Annotated in this window: 23 protein-coding genes; 19 read left to right on the top strand and 4 right to left on the bottom strand. The window is 58.6% G+C overall.

Annotation, left to right across the window (positions count from 1 at the left end; genetic code table 11):
- Positions 1-139 precede the first annotated feature (139 nt).
- From ACVWXD_RS14275 to ACVWXD_RS14230, 10 genes are all read left to right on the top strand, one after another.
- Positions 140-892 (top strand): SDR family oxidoreductase, encoded by a 753-nt coding sequence (locus ACVWXD_RS14275; RefSeq protein ID WP_457371133.1) that lies wholly within the window; start codon positions 140-142, stop codon positions 890-892.
- The gene (locus tag ACVWXD_RS14270) at positions 889-1,671 is read left to right on the top strand and encodes an SDR family oxidoreductase (RefSeq protein WP_183702035.1); all 783 of its coding nucleotides are present in this window, start codon (positions 889-891) and stop codon (positions 1,669-1,671) included. The genes ACVWXD_RS14275 and ACVWXD_RS14270 overlap by 4 nt, the downstream gene beginning before the upstream one ends.
- A gap of 18 nt (positions 1,672-1,689) precedes the next feature.
- Complete coding sequence (locus ACVWXD_RS14265) at positions 1,690-2,502, top strand: SDR family oxidoreductase (protein WP_183702032.1); 813 nt, start codon at positions 1,690-1,692, stop codon at positions 2,500-2,502.
- A gap of 7 nt (positions 2,503-2,509) precedes the next feature.
- Positions 2,510-3,088: a nuclear transport factor 2 family protein gene (locus tag ACVWXD_RS14260; RefSeq protein WP_183702029.1), complete on the top strand. Its 579-nt coding sequence runs from the start codon at positions 2,510-2,512 to the stop codon at positions 3,086-3,088.
- A 20-nt stretch (positions 3,089-3,108) separates the two neighbouring features.
- Positions 3,109-4,281: an NADH:flavin oxidoreductase gene (locus tag ACVWXD_RS14255; protein WP_183702026.1), complete on the top strand. Its 1,173-nt coding sequence runs from the start codon at positions 3,109-3,111 to the stop codon at positions 4,279-4,281.
- A gap of 55 nt (positions 4,282-4,336) precedes the next feature.
- A complete protein-coding gene (gene folE, locus ACVWXD_RS14250) occupies positions 4,337-4,960 on the top strand; it encodes a GTP cyclohydrolase I FolE (RefSeq protein WP_183702023.1) in 624 nt (207 codons plus the stop codon).
- A gap of 15 nt (positions 4,961-4,975) precedes the next feature.
- On the top strand, positions 4,976-5,728 hold the full coding sequence (locus tag ACVWXD_RS14245; RefSeq protein WP_183702020.1) for a pteridine reductase: 753 nt from the start codon (positions 4,976-4,978) through the stop codon (positions 5,726-5,728).
- Positions 5,729-5,854: 126 nt separating this feature from the next.
- Positions 5,855-6,871: a phytanoyl-CoA dioxygenase family protein gene (locus ACVWXD_RS14240; protein WP_183702018.1), complete on the top strand. Its 1,017-nt coding sequence runs from the start codon at positions 5,855-5,857 to the stop codon at positions 6,869-6,871.
- Between the two features lie 10 nt (positions 6,872-6,881).
- Positions 6,882-7,706: a glucose 1-dehydrogenase gene (locus tag ACVWXD_RS14235; RefSeq protein ID WP_183702015.1), complete on the top strand. Its 825-nt coding sequence runs from the start codon at positions 6,882-6,884 to the stop codon at positions 7,704-7,706.
- Positions 7,707-7,734: 28 nt separating this feature from the next.
- Positions 7,735-8,154 (top strand): carboxymuconolactone decarboxylase family protein, encoded by a 420-nt coding sequence (locus ACVWXD_RS14230; protein ID WP_053136158.1) that lies wholly within the window; start codon positions 7,735-7,737, stop codon positions 8,152-8,154.
- A 49-nt stretch (positions 8,155-8,203) separates the two neighbouring features.
- Here the strand turns inward: ACVWXD_RS14230 and ACVWXD_RS14225 are convergent, their stop codons facing one another.
- From ACVWXD_RS14225 to ACVWXD_RS14215, 3 genes are all read right to left on the bottom strand, one after another.
- The gene (locus ACVWXD_RS14225; protein ID WP_183702012.1) at positions 8,204-8,524 is read right to left on the bottom strand and encodes a 2Fe-2S iron-sulfur cluster-binding protein; all 321 of its coding nucleotides are present in this window, start codon (positions 8,522-8,524) and stop codon (positions 8,204-8,206) included.
- Between the two features lie 25 nt (positions 8,525-8,549).
- Positions 8,550-9,806: an FAD-dependent oxidoreductase gene (locus tag ACVWXD_RS14220; protein WP_183702010.1), complete on the bottom strand. Its 1,257-nt coding sequence runs from the start codon at positions 9,804-9,806 to the stop codon at positions 8,550-8,552.
- A 159-nt stretch (positions 9,807-9,965) separates the two neighbouring features.
- Entirely contained in the window at positions 9,966-10,871 is a 906-nt protein-coding gene (locus ACVWXD_RS14215; protein ID WP_457371132.1) for a LysR family transcriptional regulator, read from the bottom strand.
- A gap of 136 nt (positions 10,872-11,007) precedes the next feature.
- Here ACVWXD_RS14215 and ACVWXD_RS14210 point away from each other — a divergent pair, with 136 nt between their 5' ends.
- From ACVWXD_RS14210 to ACVWXD_RS14180, 7 genes are all read left to right on the top strand, one after another.
- Entirely contained in the window at positions 11,008-11,787 is a 780-nt protein-coding gene (locus tag ACVWXD_RS14210; RefSeq protein WP_221214850.1) for an SDR family oxidoreductase, read from the top strand.
- 242 nt (positions 11,788-12,029) lie between these two features.
- Entirely contained in the window at positions 12,030-13,277 is a 1,248-nt protein-coding gene (locus ACVWXD_RS14205; RefSeq protein WP_183702004.1) for a cytochrome P450, read from the top strand.
- Between the two features lie 73 nt (positions 13,278-13,350).
- Complete coding sequence (locus tag ACVWXD_RS14200; protein WP_183702002.1) at positions 13,351-14,952, top strand: GMC family oxidoreductase N-terminal domain-containing protein; 1,602 nt, start codon at positions 13,351-13,353, stop codon at positions 14,950-14,952.
- A complete protein-coding gene (locus ACVWXD_RS14195) occupies positions 14,949-15,710 on the top strand; it encodes an enoyl-CoA hydratase/isomerase family protein (protein WP_183702000.1) in 762 nt (253 codons plus the stop codon). Before ACVWXD_RS14200 ends, ACVWXD_RS14195 begins: the two co-directional genes overlap by 4 nt.
- 21 nt (positions 15,711-15,731) lie before the next feature.
- Positions 15,732-16,889: a serine hydrolase domain-containing protein gene (locus ACVWXD_RS14190; protein WP_183701998.1), complete on the top strand. Its 1,158-nt coding sequence runs from the start codon at positions 15,732-15,734 to the stop codon at positions 16,887-16,889.
- Positions 16,890-17,741 carry an FAS1-like dehydratase domain-containing protein gene (locus tag ACVWXD_RS14185; RefSeq protein ID WP_183701996.1) on the top strand — a complete coding sequence of 284 codons (852 nt, stop codon included), beginning with the start codon at positions 16,890-16,892 and terminating at the stop codon, positions 17,739-17,741. It abuts the gene before it with no gap.
- 41 nt (positions 17,742-17,782) lie between these two features.
- Complete coding sequence (locus tag ACVWXD_RS14180; RefSeq protein ID WP_183701994.1) at positions 17,783-18,574, top strand: HpcH/HpaI aldolase/citrate lyase family protein; 792 nt, start codon at positions 17,783-17,785, stop codon at positions 18,572-18,574.
- Between the two features lie 55 nt (positions 18,575-18,629).
- Here ACVWXD_RS14180 and ACVWXD_RS14175 read toward each other — a convergent pair whose 3' ends face one another.
- Entirely contained in the window at positions 18,630-19,406 is a 777-nt protein-coding gene (locus ACVWXD_RS14175) for an IclR family transcriptional regulator (RefSeq protein ID WP_457371131.1), read from the bottom strand.
- 365 nt (positions 19,407-19,771) lie between these two features.
- On the opposite strand from ACVWXD_RS14175, the gene ACVWXD_RS14170 reads away from it, so the two are divergent.
- Together ACVWXD_RS14170 and ACVWXD_RS14165 are read left to right on the top strand one after the other, a co-directional pair.
- Positions 19,772-20,686: an SDR family NAD(P)-dependent oxidoreductase gene (locus ACVWXD_RS14170; protein ID WP_221214849.1), complete on the top strand. Its 915-nt coding sequence runs from the start codon at positions 19,772-19,774 to the stop codon at positions 20,684-20,686.
- Positions 20,687-20,792: 106 nt separating this feature from the next.
- Positions 20,793-21,992 carry a cytochrome P450 gene (locus tag ACVWXD_RS14165; RefSeq protein WP_183701990.1) on the top strand — a complete coding sequence of 400 codons (1,200 nt, stop codon included), beginning with the start codon at positions 20,793-20,795 and terminating at the stop codon, positions 21,990-21,992.
- Positions 21,993-21,996: the final 4 nt, after the last annotated feature.

The following is a 21,996-nucleotide window of genomic DNA, read 5'->3' as shown; positions in this document are numbered from 1 at the left end:
GCACTGGCGTTCCCAGTAGACGCTTGGCTTGACAGTAAATATGAACGCTGTTTACATAGATGAATATATAGAGCTCTCCGCAATACCTGCAAGCCTTAAGATCGCGACTCCGAAAAACAACAAAAACGGGAGTGTGTGCATGACCGTCAACCCAATATCCGGAGCGTTGCAATGCGCCAAGGATAAAAAAATCGTTGTCATCGCCATGGGCTTCGGTGCCGTAGACAGCCTGGTGCAGGGGCTAATCGCGCAGGGCGCCAGCGTTAGCCTGGTCACCGATGCGGTGCACGCGAGCACCTTGAATGCGGTGTGCGAAAGCGAGTTCAGCTCCCAATCGGGGCTGGCATTGGCGCTTCGGCAGGCCGTCCAGCAATTGGGCGAGATTGATGCCGTGGTTGTGGCCTTGACCCCGGCGGCCTCGCTGGTTGTCCGCCCCATTACTTCGATGTCTTCCGAGGACTGGCAAAGCGCTTGCGTGACGCCCTTGCGTTTGGCGCGCCACTGTTTGCAGGAGGCATTCGTGCTGTTTGCCGGAAGGCCCGGCAGTGTGGTGCTGCTGGGGGCGAATCTTTCACTGACGGGCAGCGCTGGCCTGAGCGCATTTTCCGCCTTCAGCGAAGGGCAGCGTGCGCTGATGAAATCTGCCGCCAGGCAGTGGGGCAGCAGGGGGATCCGCGTGAACTGGGTAGGCGTCGACTCGGTGACCTTCGTGCCATCGCTTCAGGATGTGCCCATCCCGTTAAGCCCGGAAATGGGGCCACCGCCTCCTGCCTTGGGCTACATCCCGACGCTGGACAAGGGTGTGGCTGAATCGATCGCGATGCTAGTCGCTGCTAGCGCATTGACCGGGGTTTCGCTTCCCGTGGACGGTGGTTTGTGGATGGTCCCATGAGTAATCAAATGATGCGAATGCTCGACGGTGAAACGGTGTTGGTCACCGGTGCAGGAGGCGGGCTTGGCCGAGGCATCGCGCTGGCGATGGCTGAAGTCGGTGCCCGGGTGGTGATCGCCGCGCGTCGAGGCAATACCGGTGAAGAAACTGCGCAACTGATCCGCGAGGAGGGTGGCGAGGCGTTGGCCATCGAGACCGATGTCACCTCACTGGAAGGCATGCGCCAGGCAGTCACCGCTGCCGTCAGCCATTTTGGCGGCCTGGATATTTTGGTGCACAACGCCACTCACGGTGCCTCAGGCCACCCGAAAAACCTGGAGGACTTTGCAGATGATGATTGGGATAACCAACTGGCGGTGGACCTGGTCGGTGCCCACAACTGCGCCGTCGCCGCGTTCGACGCTTTGCATGCCACGGGGTGTGGCCGCCTGATTCTGCTGTGTTCGGCGTTCGGTTTGCACGGCGCGGCGCTCAATCCGGGTTATGCCGCCAGTAAAGGCGCGATTCGCGGCCTGACCAAGGCCCTGGCGCGGGAATGGGGGCCGTTCGGCATTACCGTCAATGCGGTTTCTCCAGCAGCACTGACCCCGTCGGCCGAGGCTTTTTTCGCCATTAACCCGGTTCTGCGCGATCAGTACATCGCCAACTTCCCGCTGGGATACATGGGGCGTGAGCGGGAGGATGTGGGGCGTGCCATTACGGCCTTGTGCAACCCCAACCTGAGTTATGTGACAGGACAAATCATCCAGGTCGACGGCGGCCTCTATACCGCGGTTTAACGTTCAGGAGTGCTATCAATGAACCGACTACAAGGCAAAGTCGCCATCGTTACAGGGGCGGCGTCAGGTATCGGCCTGGGCGCTGCCAGGCGTTTTGCGCAAGAGGGCGCGCGGGTGGTGTTGGCCGACCTTAATGGCGAAGGTGCACGCCGAGAAGCGGACAGCCTGTGTGCGGCCGGGGCGCAGGCGGTTGCCGTCACCGTGGACTTGGGCGATGAAACGTCGATCCGCGCCATGATCGATTTTACCCTCAAGACCTTTGGCGGTCTGGACGTGCTGTTCAACAACGCGGCTGCAACCCATTTGTCCCAGTTCAAGGACTCACCCGTCGAGCAGATGGATACTCAGGTTTGGGATGACACCCTGCGCATCAACCTGCGCGGGTGCATGCTCGCCAGCCGCATGGCGATCGCGCCGATGCGTCAGGGGGGCGGTGGCTCGATCATTAACACCAGTTCCGACTCCGCCCAGGCCGGCGCACTCGGGTACAGCGCCTACGCAGTGTCCAAGGCCGGGATTGAAGCCTTGACTCGGTACATCGCGACCCAGCACGGCAAAGAAGGCATTCGTTGCAATGCCATCTCACCCGGTTTGATCGTGACGCCCGCCACCGAGCAGGGCTACGCTGGCCCTGCCGGCCAAATGATGCTTGAACATCACCTCACGCCACGCCTGGGTTCGGTGGAGGACATCGCCAGCGCAGCCTTGTATCTGGCCTCGGACGAAGCGGCGTTCGTGACCGGCCAAGTGATCAACGTGGACGGCGGGCTTCTGGCGCATCAGCCCTATTACGCCGATGAGCGCCGCGCCATGGCCATTGCTCAGGAGTAACCATTCGATGAGTCAAGTTCAAACCCTTGAACAGCGCCTTGAAAGGGTTGAGGCGCAACTGGCTATTCAGCAACTTCCATCGCGTTATGCCCTGAGTGTCGACGGTCGTGACCTCGATGCGCTGGTCGCGCTGTTTACCGACGATGTGGACTGTGGCCGCAGGGGCAAGGGGCGTGCGGCGCTCAAGGAGTTTTACGCTTCGGAATCGATTCTCCAGGCGTTCTACCGCAGCGTGCACCAGATCTGCGGTCACACCATCGACTTGCAGGATGCCGACCATGCGACCGGCACCGTGTACTGCCGCGCCGAACATGAAGACGGTGAACACTGGGTGGTCATGGCCATCTGTTACTTCGACAGCTATGTGCGGCGTGACGGGGAATGGTTCTTTGAACGCCGTGACGAACGTCATTGGTACTCCACCGACTGGCAGCAACGCCCAGGGGTTCCGCAATGGCAGCACTGGCCGGGCAAATACACTGAACCGCGATTTGAACCGCGCTTGCCGAGCAGCTTCCCGCATTGGGACACCTTTTGGTCGCGCAGTTCCAGTGAGTTGCGCCAACGCCTGACGAAGCAACCATGACTGCCTGCGAGGAGCACTCCATGTCCAACCTTGTCGCACCTTTATTTGAACCCTTGCAGCTCGGATCGCTGCGCTTGAACAACCGTATCGTGATGGCGCCCATGACCCGCAACTTCTCCCCAGGTGGCGTGCCAGGTGAAGACGTCGCGGGCTACTACAGTCGCAGGGCACTAGGCGAAACCGGTCTGATCATCACCGAAGGTGTCGGCGTCGATCATCCCTCGGCCTTGGGCGAGGCGGGCATCGGCGAAAGCGACCTGCCGCATCTCTACGGTGAAGCGGCGTTAGCCGGTTGGCGTCGGGTGGTTGAACAGGTGCATGCCGTGGGTGGGCGTATTTTTCCGCAACTGTGGCACCAAGGGGTGATGCGTTTGCAGGGGACCGGCCCTAACCCGCTTATACCGTCCTCGCGTCCTTCCGGGATATGGGGACCACCTGCGGGGCTTACGTCATCGCCCGCCGACTACGTGGCGGCACAGTTGGTGCCGACCACGGCGATGAGCGAAGAAGACATCGCCGATGTCATTGCGGGCTATGCGCGCAGTGCCGCTCATGCCAAGGCGCTCGGTTTCGATGGGATCGCGATCCACGGCGCTCACGGTTATTTGATCGATACCTTTTTGTGGAGCGTGACCAACGCGCGCACCGATGCCTGGGGCGGTGACCGCAAGGCGCGCAGCCGCTTTGCCGTCGAGGTAGTGAAGGCCATTCGTACGGCGGTCGGTCCGGAGCTGCCGATCCTGTTCCGTTTTTCCCAATGGAAGCAGCAGGACTTCAAGGCTCGGCTGGCGGCGACGCCTGAAGAGTTGCAGGACGTTCTGCTGCCGATTGCCGAGGCCGGCGTCAATGTTTTCGATGCCAGCGTGCGCTATTTCAATCGCGCCGAGTTTGCGGACATCAAAGGGAGCGACGGTGAGTTGAATCTGGCGGGCTGGGCCAAGAAAGTCACCGGCTGCATGAGCATGACGGTCGGCGGTGTCGGGTTGGAAAACGGTATGTACGACAGCAATAAACAGGGTGGGGCCCACTCCAGTAACAACCTGCAATTGCTCATGGCGCGTTATGAGCGGGGTGAGTTCGACCTGGTCGGTGTCGGTCGGTCCCTGTTGCAGGACCCCAATTGGGCCAGCAAGGCCCGCCAGGGCCAGGTGTTTGAACCCTTTAGCAATGAATCCCTGAGTGTATTGACCTGATCAAGCATTGGGTTCCCACGGGATGCCTCCGTAAAGCATGAAGAAGAGTGATGTGATGACGGTCAAAGAACAGTTTCAAATCCAGGCACGGCCCACCCGTGACGAAGCCGAAGAGGCGGTGCGTACCCTGATTCGTTGGGCCGGCGACGATCCCGATCGTGAGGGCCTGCTCGATACGCCACGACGGGTGGTCAAATCGTATGACGAATTTTTCGCGGGTTATCTTGAGGACCCACGAGAAATTCTGTCGCGCACCTTCGAAGAAGTCGACGGCTACGACGAGATGATCGTGCTGACCGATATCCGTTTCGAAAGTCACTGCGAACACCACATGGTGCCGATCATTGGCAAGGTCCACGTGGCCTATCTGCCAGACAAGCGCGTGGTGGGGATTTCCAAGCTTGCGCGTTTGGTCGAGGTCTACGCCAAGCGTCTGCAGATTCAGGAAAAAATGACCGTGCAGATCGCCGATACACTCAGTGACGTGCTGCAACCGCTCGGCGTGGCCGTGGTCATCGAGGCCTCTCACCAGTGCATGACCACCCGTGGCGTGCACAAGGCGGGCGTCTCGATGGTCACCAGCCGGATGGTCGGCGCGTTCCGCGATCATGGCGAAACCCGCCGCGAACTGCTGGCGATCATCGGCCTTGCCGCTCACCCACGGTTTGCCAACAGCTGAGTAAGGAGATACGCAATGTCCAATTCGTCCCTCCACGGCAAGGCGATTCTGGTCACGGGTGGTGCAAAACGCGTCGGTGCAGCCATTGTCAGAGCCCTGCACGATGCCGGCGCCTCGATCATTCTGCATTACCGCCGCAGCGCCGGGGATGCCAACGAACTGGCCGAACGGCTGAACTGGGAGCGTCCGGGCTCTGTCACCTTATTGCAAGCCGACCTGCTGGACACGCAGGCGCTCGCAGGATTGGTCGAGTGTGCGGTTGAAAGCTTTGGCCGTCTTGACGGGCTGATCAACAACGCCTCCAGTTTCTACCCGACCCCGTTGGGCAGTATTGACGAACAGGTCTGGACCGACCTGACCGGCAGCAACTTCAAGGCACCGCTGTTTCTGTCTCAAGCGGCATGGCCACACCTGAAGGAAACCGGTGGCGCCATCATCAATATCATCGACATCAATGCGCAGAGACCCATCGCAGGCTTTTCGACCTACTGTGCGGCCAAGGCCGGGCTATTGGGGCTGACCAAAGCGCTGGCCGTCGAGATGGGCCCCCACGTACGGGTCAATGGCATTTCACCGGGCGCCATAGAGTGGCCTTCGGATGGCTTATTCGATGCGGCAACGCGGCAGACGATGATCGACTCCACATTGCTCAAACGCACGGGCGAACCCCATGACATCGCTCGCACCGTGTTGTTTCTGCTGGCGGACGCACCTTATATCAGCGGCCAAATTCTTGCGGTGGATGGCGGTCGGTCAGCCCACCTTTGACATTATCCGTTGACCTGGCTGCGGTATCTCGAGTGATTAATCAATAAAACTGAAGGGTGTTTTGGTGGTAAGGCGGATTATCCGGCGTCGCCTTCTCGGTAGTATCAGTCCAGTGCTGGGGTGCTGATGCGGGTGCCCATGCTCGACAACGACAACAAGAAAGGGCTGCAGTTGATGAATATTTCTTCGCCTATATCAAACCAACCGCCGATGCGAGAGTTGAATGTTTCCAACGACTTGCTCGATGACCGCCAGGCACTGAACGCAGCCTGGGAACGCGATGGCTATTGGTTCTTCCGTGATGTTCTTGACCAGGCATCGGTGTCCCGTTTACGCGGCGTCTACATGGATTTACTGGATCAGCTGGGGGTTACTCAAAAGGACGACGCCGAGGCGCTTTACAGCGGCAAAAGTCTCGACGGATTCCCGTTCCGCATGGAGCCTTTGGTCGAGCGTGAAATCTGGCGCCCTTTTGTCCAGGAGCCGCTGATCCACGCGTTCTTCCAGCGCTTGCTGGATGACCAACCGTTCTGGATTCCAACCGTGGAGTACCGGGCCACGCCACCCACCGCAGAGCGCAAACCCAGCCGTCTGGATTACTTGCATCAGGATGGTTTCTACAACGTGGGTATTCCGTTCCTGATTTGCTGGATTCCGTTGTCAGTGATCAGTGATGAGATTGGTGGCCTGGTCCTGGCCGAGGGCATGCACAAAGGGCCGTATTTGCACGATGTGAACACGCCGCCATTGTTTCCGATCCCCAATGGCTCAGTCCCTGATCACGCCTGGCGGCGAACCACCTACCGCCCCGGCGATGTGCTGCTGATGCATATCAACACCCCGCACAGCGGGCTGGCCAACTACTCGGACCGTTTTCGTTTGTCGATGGACATTCGCATCATGGGCGCCTCGGGGCACACCCCGATTATCGGCACCTTGACCGCGTTATCCAGCAGTTCGGTCAGCGTGGTCGGTGACGATGGGCGCACAGGGACATTCGTCGTCGATACGCAAACCTATTGCCGTGGTATCGACGGCAAGAAGGTCCCGCTGGATGAAATTCCCCAGCGCATGAAGGCCGGTGATTCTGCGATTGTTGCTTTCAGCGACGGCCACGCCACCCTTATTCGTCCGCCGCACTGAGGAGCCTTCGATGCCATTACCCACTGTTTTTAATACACGGCTGGCCGGCAAAGTGGCCATCGTTACCGGCGCGGGCTCCCAGGGCAAAGGCGTGGGCACCGGAAAGGCCATCGCTTACCAGTTTGCACGGGAAGGCGCGAGGGTCTGCCTGGTAGATCAACACCCCGAGCGCGCGGAAGAAACCCTGGCGATGATTCTCGAGGCGGGCGGCGATGCGTTTGTTTGCGCCGGAGATGTCACCTCCGATGAGGACTGCCAGCGTTTCGTCAGCGACACGGTCGCGCGTTACGGGGCGCTGCATATTTTGGTCAATAACGTCGGCATCGCCACCGGCCCGCAGCGTTTTGAACAGCATCCCCTCGACCTGTGGCAGCAGGTGATGGAGGTTAACCTCAAAAGTGCTTTTTTGATGAGTCGGCACGCCTTGCCTCACCTCTTGGCAAAGCCCGGTTCGGCGGTGCTCAACATCGCCTCGACGGCCGGTTTGCAAGGCCACGGCTCGGTCGCCTATGGGCCATCCAAAGCGGCGATGGTGCAAATGACCCGTGAGCTGGCGGTGATGTATGGCCGCCAGGGGCTGCGCGCCAACACCGTCGCGCCAGGGCACATCTTTACGCCGTTGGTGGACGGTCTGCTTAACGAAAGCATGCGTACCCTGCGCCGCGGTATTGCCCCCTTGAACATTGAGGGTGATGCCTGGGATGTCGCCGCTGCATGCCTGTTTTTGGCCAGCGACGAGGCACGGTTCATCACCGGGATCTGTTTGCCTGTGGATGGCGGCGTGACGCAGGTTGCACCGCTGACTGCCTATGGCCAGGTTCAATCTGAAATCTGACCCCTTCTTCACGACGAGAACAATAACAATGAACGAGAACTGGCAAGCAGGGCATGAGTTGATGGTCCAGATGATGGGGCCTGAGTTCGCCAAGGCGATAGAGGCGGGGGCAACCTCAGGTGGTTTTGCCGCCGATGTCGCGCGCATGGCCATCGAGCATGCGTTTGGCAGCGTGTGGTCACGTCCCGGATTGGAACTCAAGTACCGAAGCGCGGTGGTCATTGGCGCGCTGATTGCTCAACACCAGCCAGCCGAACTGAAGAACCATCTGCGCTTCGGCCTGAACAATGGTCTGACGGTGTTGGAGCTGCAGGAAATCATCATTCAGACACTGCCGTACGTGGGCTTTCCGGCTATTTCCAGTGCGTTGACGGTGACGATTGAAGTGTTGCGCGAGCGCGGGTTGGACGGTGGGGTGAAAAAGGCCGACGAAAGCGGCTTGTTATAGTTCCACAATCGCCCGTCGCACAGTGAGGTGCGACGGGCTGCTGGGGCGCTCAGGTCTGCGACGCGGGCAAGCGGATAATCAAGCCATCGAGTTCGGGGGTCATATTGATCTGGCAAGTCAGTCGACTTCTGTCATCCACGTCCATGGCGCAACTGAGCATGTCGACTTCATAGGAGGCGGCCGCTGGCATGTGCGCGGCCCATTCAGGTTCGACATAGCCATGGCAGGTTGCGCAACTGCAACTCCCGCCACAGTCTCCGAGAATCCCTGAAATCTGATTATTCACGGCAAGCTGCATCACCGATTGACCGACTTCGGCCTGCACGGTTTGTTGCGTGCCATCGTGCTGGATAAACGTAAGCTTCGGCATCTTTATTATTCTCAGGCCAAGGAAATCAAGGGGTCGGTAACAGGTTTTTCAGGGGGATGCTGTCGTCTGCCAACTGTTCAGGGGCCAGTCGCAGGCGCTCGGCGATGATACGTTTGGCGAGCATGAATTCGGGCGGACGATTGACGGTATCGGCCGCCAGCACCAGGCCGTCCTTGAGATAAAAGGCGCTGAACGAATCGCTGTCCAGCGAACCGCGCACCACCAACTGATCGTAGCCTTGGGACAAACCGACCATTTTCAGCTTCAGGTCGTATTGATCAGACCAGAACCAGGGGATGACGTTATAGGGCTTTTGCTTGCCGCAGATCGACGCCGCTGCGGTACGGGCCTGCTCCAGAGCGTTGGGGACCGACTCCAGGCGCAAGCGCCGCCCCAGCGATGCATTGGGATGATTGGTGCAGTCGCCGGCTGCGTAGATATCGGGATCACTGGTTTGTGCGTGCTCATCGACCAGAATGCCATTGTCGACGGCGAGGCCTGCCTCCTGCGCCAGCTCGGTATTGGGGATCAGGCCGATACCGACCACCACCAGGTCCGCCGGTACGCGAGTGCCATCGGCGCAGAGCACTGCTGATACCGCGTCGCCCGAACGGTCCATCTCTACGTCACTGACCTGTACGCCCGTACGAATTTCCACGCCGGCTTCGCGGTGTTTGCGCTCATAGACGGTTGAAAGTTCCGGCGCTGTGACCCTGGCCAGTACGCGAGGAAAGGCTTCCAGCACGGTGACCTTGAGGCCCACCTTGACTGCCACGGCCGCCACTTCCAGACCGACATAACCACCCCCCACGATGACCAGTCGCATGCCGGGTTCAAACTGACGACGCATGGCATCAACGTCACCCAGGGTGCGTAAGTAATGAAAATTGCCCGTTTGTTCCGCGAGGCTCGATTTTGGTACCGACAGCGGGCGAGGGCGGCCACCGGTGGTCAGTACGAGCTTGTCGTAGCCAATCCATTCGCCATTCGCCAATTCGACAGATTTGCGTTGTCGATCGATGCGCAAGACCCGCGTGTTATTGATGATCTCGACGTTGGCTTTGATATAGGTGGCAGGAGATTTGATCAGCAGGCTTTCTGCTGTGGCCGCACCGGACAAGTAGGCCTTGGAAAGAGGCGGGCGGTGATAGGGCAAATGGGGTTCGTCACCGATCAAGACGATTCGTCCAATCCAACCGTTGTCACGCAAGCTGGTGACCAGCTCCCCGGCGGCATGCCCGGCGCCAACGATCACAGCCGTGCGATGGGTGTTTTCAGTCATTGTTCACCTGGCCTGTTATGAGGGCTTTGAGCGCAGCCGTTATGATTGTTGTTATGGGGTTTGTTGTGAACGCTGTTTCATATGCTGAACTATTGGTGTGATGACTGTCAAACCACTTCATGCCAGAGATGGTCGGCGTAACCGGGTCTGGGCCTATTTTCAATGGCAACGAGCGGGCGCTATGATTTCTCGCCCTGCGGGATAATGCTCAATCAGAAAATCGACAAATGCATGGACCTTGCGTGATTCCCTGCGGCCTCGCGGATAGAGAACTTCCAGTGTGGGCGCCATCGCAACCCAGTCGGGCAACACTTGTTGCAAGTGCCCCGACGCCAATAGATCTTTCAAATGAAAAGCCATTCCCTGAACAATGCCCAGGCCATTCAAGGAGGCTTCGATTCGCGTGTTGCCCTGGCTGATCGACAATCCTCCCAGGGTTTGCAGCTCGATCGGTTGCCCATTCCGTTGGAAGGACCAGGGCAGTAGACGGCCGGTACGCTCTATCAGGTAGTTGATGCACTCATGTCCATGCAGGTCGTCAGGCGTCAGCGGAATTCCCCGCTGGGCCAGGTAATGCGGTGAGGCAACACTCAGCAGGGCTGAATGGCCAAGCGGTCTGGCGATCATCCCAGAGTCTCGGAGCAGGCCCAGTCGTATCATCACGTCGTACTGGTTTTCCACGGTTTCGAGGATCTGCTCCGAGTCGGAAAAATCCAGGTGTATAGCCGGATAACGCCGTCGAAATTCCGGGAGCAGGGGCATGATCAGGTGCTGGGCGATGGTACTGGGGATGTCCAGCCGCAGCCGCCCACGTGGCGTGCCGCCTTTGCCCGCCAGCTCGGCTTCGACACCGCTGATTTGATCGAGAATCTGTTGGCAGTGCACATGATAGGTCACGCCTTCATCCGTCAGGCTCAAGCTCCGTGTGGTGCGATTGAGCAGCCTGACGCCGAGGTCTGATTCCAGGTTGCTCAGGTGAGTCGACACCATCGACGGGGACAGCCCCAGGCTCGCCGCTGCTGCGCTCAGGGTGCCGCGGTCGACCACGGCAAGAAAGACTTCCATACAGCGCAACTTATCCATAGGCCCTGCTGATTCTTCAAGATAATTGAAAGATTAATTCGGGTTCTGCAGGTGTATCTAGCGGTGAAGATCACATAAATTCATGTGATTGCACAGCGTTCAGCTAAGGATGCCCCTCTTGAGTAACGATCAAACTGTGTTTCGCCTGGACGACAAGACTGCCGTTGTGACTGGCGCGGGCTCAGGCATTGGCCAAAGCATTGCCGAGTTGTTTGCCCGCGTGGGGGCGCAGGTCATCGTTGCCGATATCAACCTTGAGGCCGCGTGCGCTGTCGCCCAACGTATCGAAGCGGATGGGGGCAGGGCGACTGCGTTGAAAGTGGATGTTTCTGATGAGGCCGATGTCGTCGCATTGTTTGACCGGGTGGTGGCCGACTTCGGGCGTCTGGACATTTTGATCAATAACGCGGCGATTTTTCCGAAACGGCCATTTCTGGACATCGATACGGCGTTCTGGGACAGGCTGCAATCGGTCAACTTGAGAGGCACCTTCCTATGCTTGCGCGAATCGATCAAGCATATGAAAACCCTGGGCGGCGGATCCATTGTGAATATCTCATCGGTGTCATCGTTGCAGGCGGTGGTCTATCACAACGCAACCTATAACGCCTCCAAGGCCGGAGTGAACGCCTTGACCCGGACCACGGCGCTTGAGTTCGCCGCCGACGGCATCCGGGTCAATGCCGTACTGCCAGGTGGCGTGATGACCTCCGGCGCAAAAGCCGCATCGGCAGCGATCGAGATTAAAGGGCCCATTCTGGGTCAAGGGCGGGTTCCGCTGGGTGGCATGGGAGACCCGCAAGACATCGCCAATGCCGTGCTGTTCTTCGCCAGTCCGGCGTCTCGATACGTGACCGGGCAATTGCTGGCCGTGGACGGCGGCTTTCTGGTCAGTTAGGGCTGTTACAGCTCTATCCTGGGATGTCTTCTGTGATGACTTGCGCCTATTTGGCGCGGATCAACTTTATTCGAGGAGCTGCTTGCCGCCTTGGGATTCCGTGATTATAGTGAACGAGGTTCGCATATATGAACAATGTTCGTGTATGTTGGAGGTGCGCCCTCTGAAGCGGCTTCAGGTCGACTTCGGCGATGTTGTGGCCAGCGCACACCGATACCTGACGCTATGCGGAGATAATAATAATGGGTGCAAAACTGAATATTGAAGACTTCGACGACCCTTCCTTTGACCCGTTCCTGGAAGACGCGTTGATGTTTGGCGATCACCTTGATCCCTACGCCAAAATTGCCGAAATGCGTCGCCAGGGGGCGTTGCACAAAGGCGAGTATCGGACGTTGATGGGCTTGTACGCAGACATCACCAAGCCAGCGGATGCGCAGTATTACAGCGTCTTCGGCTATGACGAGGTGGCTCAGGTATTGGGCGACCCGGCCACCTACGGCAATCATGCCTACGACTACAACATTGGCATCAGCTTCGGCCAGAGCATTTCGACCATGGATGCTCCGGAGCATCCACGGTTTCGCCGGATTTTCCAGAAAGCCTTTTTGCCGCAAACAGTCGCCGCCTGGGGTGAGACGTTAGTCGACCCGGTGTTAAGGGACTTAATGAGCACGTTCGAAGGCCGAGGCGAAGCGGACCTGGTGCAGGAATTCACCCTGCATTATCCCTTCCACATCATCTATCGCCAATTGGCGTTGCCGCCTGAAGACGCGAAGATTTTCCATAAGCTGGCGATTGCCCAGACCCTGGTGTCGGTGGACATCGAACACGGCACGGAAGCGTCGCGCAAACTGGGCGACTACTTCACCAAGCTGGTGGCCGAACGCCGCGCCAATCCGGGGGATGACCTGGTCAGTTCTCTGGCATTGGCAGAAGTCGATGGCGAATACCTGCCGGAAAATGTGCTGATTTCGTTCTTGCGCCAACTGGTCAATGCTGCAGGCGATACCACCTATCGCGGCACCAGTGTGTTGCTGACGGGGCTGTTGACCAATCCAGAGCAACTGGAGGCTATTCGCAATGATCGCTCGCTGATTCCTCAGGCAATCGAAGAGGCATTGCGTTGGGATGGGCCGGTACTGATGCAGAGCCGTTACGCGCGTGCTGATGCGGTCTTGGGAGGGGTCAATATCCCGGCGGGTACCTTTATCGATGTGGTGGCGGGATCGGCCAATCGTGACGAGAGTAAATTCCCCGACCCGGATGCCTTCGATATTTTCCGCAAGCCTCAGCACCGGCATTTTGCGTTTTCCTTTGGTCCTCATGTCTGTATCGGTCAACACCTGGCCCGAGTTGAAATGACTCGCGCCTTGACGGCGATTCTCGACGGTTTGCCAAACCTGCGCCTTGATCCGGACAAGCCGGCTCCCCAAGTGCGTGGAACGATGATGCGGGTGCCGCATTCGATTCACGTGAAGTTTGGTTGATAGCCTCCACGCACAGGATGCAGCTCCGTCATGGTCAATGCGGCCATGACGGGCTTTTGATGAGTTAAGCCCAATGAAAGATTTCGATTACATCATCGTCGGTGCGGGTTCGGCCGGCTGCGTATTGGCCAACCGCCTCTCTGAGCATGCACGCAATAACGTCCTGCTGATCGAAGCAGGGCCTGAAGACCGTAACCCGCTGATCCACATGCCCAAAGGGTTCGGCAAGTTACTGTCGGACCCGAAACACGCCTGGTTTCTTCCGGTGACGACAGAGCAAGGCACCGGTCGCACCACGGAGATTTGGGCTCGCGGCAAGATGCTGGGCGGCTCCAGCGCCATCAACGGCATGGTCTACATGCGCGGCCATCCACAGGATTATGATGACTGGGAAGCCAACGGCGCCACCGGCTGGGGTTGGAAGACCATGGCCAAGGCGTTCCGCAGTATCGAGAACCACGCGCTGGGTGAAAGTGAGCTGCGCGGCGGTAAAGGCCCCTTGAAGCTGTCCACCTATAGCGACCGTAATGCGCTGGGGGATGCAGTGGTCAATGCCTGCAAGGGCCTGGGGTTGAAGCTGCGCGACGATATCAACGGACTCGATCACGAAGGCGTGGCCTACCTGACGTACACCATCAGCGGCGGTGTCCGGCAGAGTGCGGCGAAAGCGTTTCTTGGCCCGGTCCGTCAGCGAAAGAACCTCACCGTCGTCACTGATACCCAAGTGCAGCGGGTGTTATTCGAAGGCACGCGCGCAATAGGTGTCGAGTGCATAAAGGGCGGGACGTTGGTGTCTTACACTGCGCGTTGTGAGGTCATACTCAGTGCGGGGACGCTGGAAACTCCACGTCTCTTGCAACTGTCCGGCGTCGGCGACAGCGCACACCTGACGACGCTGGGAATCCCGGTGGTTGCGCATAGTCCGAACGTCGGTCGCAACATGCGTGAACACCTGCTGTATTTCCTGCAGGTGCGCCTGCGCCATTGGCGTGACAGCCAGAACCGCGAGTTCAGCGGTGTACGGTTGATCAAAAATGCCTTGCGTTACTTTCTGACGAAAACCGGCCTCATGGCACTGGGTTCTTATCAAGTCGGTGGCTTTTTCAAAAGCCGTCCCGGGCTTGATCGCCCCGACGCGCAATTGATGATGGCCCCCTATTCGCTGGACTTTTCGTCGCCATCCTATGGGTTTGATACCTTTCCGGGTATGCAGTTATTTGCCTATCCCTTGCGTCCGCGCAGCCTGGGGAGCGTACAGATCACCTCGGCGGACCCGGCTCAGCCTGCACAGATCATCACCAATTACCTGGCCGATCCTTACGATCGTGAGGTATCGGTGGCCGCGTTTCGGTTCATGCGTAAAGTCGTCAACAGCGCGTCGATGAATCACATGGTCCTGGAAGAAACGCATCCGGGACCGAAAGTGCAGACCGACGAAGAAATTCTCGCCGAGTTTCGCCGGCGTGGGCAGTCGGGGTTTCATGCCTGTTCGACCTGCGCCATGGGCTCGCATGACGATGCCGTCCTGGATCCGAGGCTGCGTGTCAGAGGCGTTGAGGGATTGCGCGTGATGGATTTGTCGGTAATCCCCACGATGGTGTCAGGCAACACTAACGGGCCAATGATGGCTATGGCATGGCATGCAGCCGATTTGATTCTGGAGGACGCGTCATGAGTCGGTTCGAGGACTACGCACAGGGCTTCGCAAACATTCACTTGGAGCGCAAGGACGGCATTGTGCAGTTGTCGGTGCATAGCGACGGCGGCTCGCTGCAATGGGGGGCGTTGGAGGGCAGCATCCACACCCAATTGGGTGATTGCTTTCGTGAGATTTCCCGCGACCCTGAAGTTCGCGTGTTGATTATTACCGGCACCGGTGATGCGTTTTGCGCAGCGATGAACATGGCCGAAATGCCCAGCGAGCCCATGTCTCAAGGTTGGCACCGCTTACAGCGTGAAGGAAAGGATTTGCTGATGAACCTGCTGGACATTGAAGTCCCGGTCATTGGTGCCATCAATGGTCCGGCGCACATCCACGCCGAAATCCCGGTGCTGTCGGACATCGTACTGGCGAGCGAAACCACGGAGCTGGCTGATCTGGCGCACTTCGTCCACGGCGTCGTCCCAGGCGATGGCGTGCAAGTGGTGTGGCCGATGCTGCTGGGCGCCAATCGAGGGCGTTACTTCCTGCTGACCGGTCAGCGCCTGGGGGCCGCTCAAGCGCTGGCATTGGGCGTCGTCGCCGAAGTCTTGCCCGCGGACAAGCTGCTGGCGCGGGCCTGGGAACTGGCTGGGCAACTGGCGAGCAAGCCTCTGCATACCCTGCGCTATACCCGTGTCGCCTTCACTCAACCGATCAAGCGCCGGCTTCTGGAGGAGTTGGGCTACGGCCTGGCAATGGAAGGTCTGGCCACGATCGCCATGACTCAATAACGGTCACAAGAGGGTTTTTCAATGACTCACGTTTTAGATACCCATGCTCAGGCTGTCGTGCAAAAAGCACTGGACCTGGCCACCACCCAAGGCGGTGAAGTCGGCGTTCAGGTGGCTGCCTACCTCAATGGCAAGCTGGTGATCGACGCCTGGAGTGGTTACACGGACGAAGCACGGACACAAGCGGTCGATGGCGATACGCTGTTTAATGTCTACTCGGTGACCAAGGCCGTTGCGGCCACCGCCCTGCATATTCTCGCCGACCGAGGCCAGATCGATTACGACTCGCCGGTCAGCCGTTACTGGCCCGAATACGCCGCTAATGGCAAAGCATTGACCACCGTTCGCGATGTGCTGACGCATCGCGCCTGTGTACCGCAAATGCCCGAGGGTGTGACCCCGGAACTGATGTGCGACTGGGACTGGATGACTCAGGCCATCGCAGACCTGGAACCGTTGGCGACGCCTGGCACCAAGACCCTGTACCTGTCGATGACCTTCGGCTGGATCATCGGCGAACTGGTCCGCAGGGTTGATAGCAAACAGCGCTCCTTTGGCCGTTTTGTGCGCGAGGAAATCGCCGAGCCGCTGGGCATTACCGACCTGTGGATCGGCATCACCGATGAGGTTGAGCCGCGTGTCGCCAGGCAAACCAATGCCATGGTGTCGGTGCCTGCCGAGTACCTGCCACCGCTGTTCAGCGCCTCGATGCCAGACGCCGTTGCGCTGGTTCCCGAAGTCTTCGAGCGGGCCGACGTGCGGCGGGCAGAGGTCGCGGGGGTAGGGGGTATATTCAACGCTCGCTCTGAGGCGCGGTTCTGGGCGTTCCTCGCCAACGGTGGCGAACTTGACGGGGTACGCCTGCTTTCCAGGGAACTGGTCGCGACCCTGAACACGCCGCGGGCCAACAGTGAAGAGCCCGACCCGGTGATGTTCGGCTTTCCGATTCCGATCACCATCGGCGGTTTCTGGTTCGGTGGCAACTACCCGCCTGTGACCTGCGTGCAGAACCCTCGCGCGATCTGCCATCCAGGCCAGGGCAACTCGATTGGCTGGGCAGATCCGGATGTCAATCTGGCGGTTGCGATTTGTCATAACAAGCTGTTCAACCCGGCCAGTCCGGAAGAAGACCCGTTGCTGCCCATCGCGCAGGCAGTGCGTGAGGCATTGGGTATTTGAATGAGCATTGACATCGAACATTTGAAATCCTGGATCGGTCGGCAAGAACATCAGAGCGACCGGCTCACGCCGGTGCCCATGACAGCGTTGGCCGCGACGCTGGAGCATGAGCCGGTGTGTGCCTTGGAAAATGCGCTGCCGGAGCTGTGGCACTGGTTGTACTTTTTGCCGCTTGCACAACAGTCGGCTATCGGCGATGACGGTCATCCGCGGCGTGGCGGGTTTCTGCCGCCCATCGAACTGCCTCGCAGAATGTGGGCCGGCGGGCGTCTGGAGTTTCTGCGCAGTCCATTGGTGGGCAGTTCGGTCGAGCGGACTTCGACGATTCTGAATGTCACCCACAAGAGCGGTCGTAGCGGTGAATTGGTATTCGTCACGTTGGAGCACCAACTCGCAGATTCAGGCGGCGTGCTGATCCGCGAAGAGCAAGATCTGGTTTACCGTGATCATCCGCAGCCAGGGGCGCCCTTACAGGCTACCGAACCGACGCAGCGCAAGCCGTTGTGGAGCCGGGAAATCACCCCGGACCCCGTGCTGCTGTTTCGGTATTCGGCACTGACGTTCAACGGCCACCGCATTCATTACGACCGACCTTACGCACAGGCCGTAGAGGGTTATCCGGGGTTGGTGGTACACGGCCCGCTGATTGCCACCTTGCTTATGGACCTACTCCATCGGCAGATGCCGGGCGTCAGGATCAAACACTTCAGTTTCCGTGCCATGCGGCCGTTGTTCGATACGGCACCGATCACCCTGTGTGCCTTACCCGCTGACAACGGGGCATCGGTGCTGCTGTGGGCTCAAGGGCCCGATGGGGAAATCGGTATGGAAGCGACCGCCACGCTGGCTTGACCCTGCGCCGCGATCCAGTGACTTAGCATCAAGGAGAACCCATGCGTTCCTATTTGTTCGTTCCCGGTAATCGCCCTGAGCGGTTTGCCAAAGCCTATGCAGCGGGCGCCGACGTCGTGATCATTGATCTGGAGGACGCGGTGGCCGATGCCGATAAACCTCAGGCGCGTGAGCATGTGCGCACCGCCGTGGCGGGCGGCGCGCATGTCTGCCTGCGGATTAACGCCTACGGTTCGCCCTGGTTCGCTGACGATCTGGCACTGTTGTCGTCCACTAACGTCGAGAGTGTGATGCTGCCGAAGGCGGAGACTTTGGAGCCATTCCTGGCCCTGCGCGGGGCGACTCAGGCGCCGGTTATCGCTTTAGTGGAAACCGCGCTGGGTATCCATCAAGTGCTGATCGTGGCGCAAGCCCCTGGGGTCCAGCGCATCGCTTTTGGTTCAGTGGACTATCAATTGGACGTGGGCTGCGATGGCAGTGATGACGCCTTGTTGTACGCGCGCTCGCAAATCGTCGTCGCCTCGCGGGTGGCACGTATTGAAGGGCCGATCGATGGGGTCAGTGTCAGCATCGATAACCAGGATGCGATAAGGCATGAGGCCGCGCACGGCAAGGCGCTCGGCTTCGCCGGCAAGATGTGTATCCACCCGCGGCAGGTGCCTCTGGTCAATCAGGTGTTCAGCCCCTCCGAGCGTGAGATGGCCTGGGCCAGGGAGGTCGTCCAGGCCTTCGCACTCTCGAATGACGGCGCAGTGCAGGTGCGCGGGGAAATGGTCGACCTACCGGTGCTGCTCAAAGCGCGAAAAATCATCGCTCAAGGCGAGTCCGCCTAGGTTGTAGTGCAACACCCAATTCGGACGGAATCGAATCAGGTGTTTCAGCGGTCGCTCATGCGTGACCGAGCAGACCGGATGCGGCGGTGCCTACCGAGATCAGTAGCTCGCGCAGCTCATTGAGTTTGTGCTGCATGCGTTCGGCAGGTGCTGCGATCACCAACGCTGCAGCGACTGTACCGTCGGTGTTGTGGACCGGTACTGCAATGCCGGCGGCGCCTTCACTGAGCTCGCTGATGCTGATGGAGACGCCGGTTTCACGAATCTCTTTCAGCTGCTTTTTCAACGTGCTGCGATCTGTGATGGTGCGCCAAGTCATGGCCTTCAGCTTGGCGGACTTGAGGTAGGCTTCCTGGCTACGCTCATCCTGATAAGCCAACAACAGACGACCAGGGGCTGTGCAGTGGAGGGGACGTGGAGCACCCAGCGGCGAAACGTAACGCACCGGGTTCTGTGAGTCGATACCGTCGATGTGGGTAACCATCTGTGACTCCATATCGATCACGGACAGGTACACGCTTTCGCCAGACTTGACGGCCAGCTCTTCGAGATAGGGGCGCATCAGCTTGGGGAAGTTGCGGGTGGCCAGGATGTCTCCCGCCAGCCGGTATATAAACGGACCAAGCCGGTAACGATTGCTGCCATGGCTGAGATAGCCTTCAGCGACCAGCGGACGCAGCAGCGTTAACAGACTGCTTTTCGGGGATTCCAGAGTCACGCTCAATTCGGCCAGAGAAAGGCCGTCGACGGCCTTGGCCAGGGTTTCGAACAGGCCCAGGATCCGCGTTACAGAGCGTGGGCCCATGGATACTTGAGATTCAGCACTATCCACGTGTATTACCTTTTCCATGATTGATCAAAATCGTTGTACTGATGTCTAGGCCATCGCATGCAACGGTACTGCTTGAAGTAGTTGTGCATCATACCAAATACCGTTTAACAATTCCCTTTGATCTTGAACGCCCTGTAAATGCTGCGTTGTAGCCAAGATTTTATGAGCCTATGGCGTATTTATAGAAGGAATTTGCTCAGTGTGCAGTTTTTTTTGGCGCTTTCTGAACGGCTTATTTGTTTGCATATGTGAATGCTGTTCAGTATTCTGCAGCGAGTGATCACCTTAAATTGCGGCTATCTGCTCGCTGCTGTGAGCCTGTCCGGGATTACAGGTGATGCGTATTCACGATCGAGGGATCAGGCATGACGGATATGGTGAAGGGCAAGGTGGTGGTCGTCACGGGCTCCGGTGGCGGGATTGGGCGAGACATTGCACTGCTCATGGCGAAATACGGTGCCAAGGTGGTGGTCAACGATGTGGGGGCCTCTGTCAGTGGTGAGGGGCTGGATGTCGGGCCCGCGCAGAAAGTTGCGGATGAGATCAGGGCCGCCGGCGGCGATGCCGTGGCCAATACCGACAGTGTTTCCGACCCGGCGGCGGCGGCCAGGCTGATCGAGCAGGCGGTGCAAACCTATGGGCGGATCGACGTCGTGGTCAACAACGCAGGCATTCTGCGTGACCGTTTTTTTCACAAAATGACAGCCGAAGAGTTTGACGCGGTGCTCAAGGTCCATCTCTACGGCACCTTCTACGTCAGCCGCGCTGCCGCCAACTATTTCAAGGAGCAGGAGTCGGGGTGCTTCGTGCACATGACTTCTACCTCTGGCCTGATCGGCAACCTGGGTCAGGCCAACTACAACGCCGCAAAGTTGGGCATCATGGCGTTGTCCAAGTCCATCGCCCTGGATATGCAAAAATTCAATGTTCGGTCGAACTGTGTCGCGCCTTTCGCGTTCAGTCGCATGATTGGCGCCATACCCACCGATACGCCAGAGCAGCAGGCCCGCGTCGAAAAAATCAAACAGATGACGCCGGCAAAAATCGCCCCCATTTGCGTGTATCTGGCCAGTGACCAGGCTGCTGAGGTCAACGCTCAGGTCTTTGCGGTGCGTAATAACGAGATATTTTTGATGAGCCAGCCGCGACCGATCCGATCGGTACAGCGCTCGGAAGGCTGGACCCCTGAAACCCTGGCTGAGCACGGTATGCCCGCGTTGAAAGGCTCCTTCATTCCCGTGGATCGCTCCGGCGATGTCTTTACCTGGGACCCTGTTTAAAGCTGGCAGTAGCCGTAATTGGAATCGAGTTCGTCGCTTACGACGTTAATAAAAACAACAATAACAGCCGCTTTTGTGACCCAAGGCGGCAGAGGAGGGAAGTAACGTGACTTATCCTGATCACTGGACAGTGCCAGCGCATGTCCCACCCCATCTGGTCATTGATTTCGACTACCTTCACCCGGTGGGAGCCGAGACCGACGTGCACCTCGCCTGGAAGGTGCTGCATGACGGCCCTGACATTGTCTGGTCGCCTTATAACGGTGGGCACTGGATCGCCACCCGCGCAGAGGATATTGAAGTCATTCAGAAAGATGGTGCTCGTTTCTCTCATCGCATCGTAAACATCCCGGCTACGCCGCAAATCACTCTGGTTCCACTGGAATTGGATGTTCCGGAACATACGGCTTATCGAGCGTTGATCACACCGTCTTTCCTGCCGCAGGCCATTGCCTCGATGGAAGACGATATCAGGGCGCTGACCATCGAGTTGATCGAAGGTTTTCAGGCGAGTGGTCAGTGTGAGTTCGTCAACGACTTCGCCAAAATGTTGCCGATACTGATTTTTTTGCGCCTGGTGGACCTGCCCAGCAGTGATCGCCTTGAGTTGCTGGATATGGCGGAGATGGCCGTACGCGGCACGTTGCAAGAGCGCATCGAGTCGCAGGTTTTACTGCAACGCTACCTTGGAAAATGGATTCAGGAACGGACGCTCAAGCCTGGCAACGATGTGATCAGCCTGATCGTCAATGCGCAGATCGACGGTGAACCGATTCGGCCCGAGCGCATGTTTGGCATGCTGATTGTGGTGCTGTTCGGTGGCTTGGACACCGTTGCTTCAATGATGAGTTTTATCTGCCGCTTCCTGGCCGATCACCCAACTAAAAGGCAGCAATTGGTTGACGATCCCCAATTGATCAATACCGCGGTCGACGAATTGATTCGTCGTCACGGGGTCACCAATACCGCGCGGGTCGTGACCGGCGATTTCGACTTCAAAGGTGTGCCGCTCAAAGACGGCGATCAGATTCAGGTTCCGAATGCGCTTTTCGGTCTGGATGAACGCCGCTTTGCCGATCCCATGGATGTCGACTTGACACGCAAGCCAGTGATCCACGCAGCCTTCGGCAATGGTCCGCACCGCTGCCCCGGGTCGTTTCTGGCCCGCACCGAGATCAAGGTGTTCCTGCAGGAATGGCTCAAGCGCATTCCAGATTTTCGCGTGAAGCCAGGCGAGCAACCGCGTACGGCGTCAGGGGCGGTGAATGGGGTGCTCCATTTGCCGCTGGTCTGGGACGTTATCTAAGGAG

The organism is Pseudomonas sp. TE3911 (genome assembly GCF_054062775.1).
The sequence above is the reverse complement of the archived record's forward strand: the minus strand, read 5'-3'. Positions and strand labels throughout refer to the sequence as shown.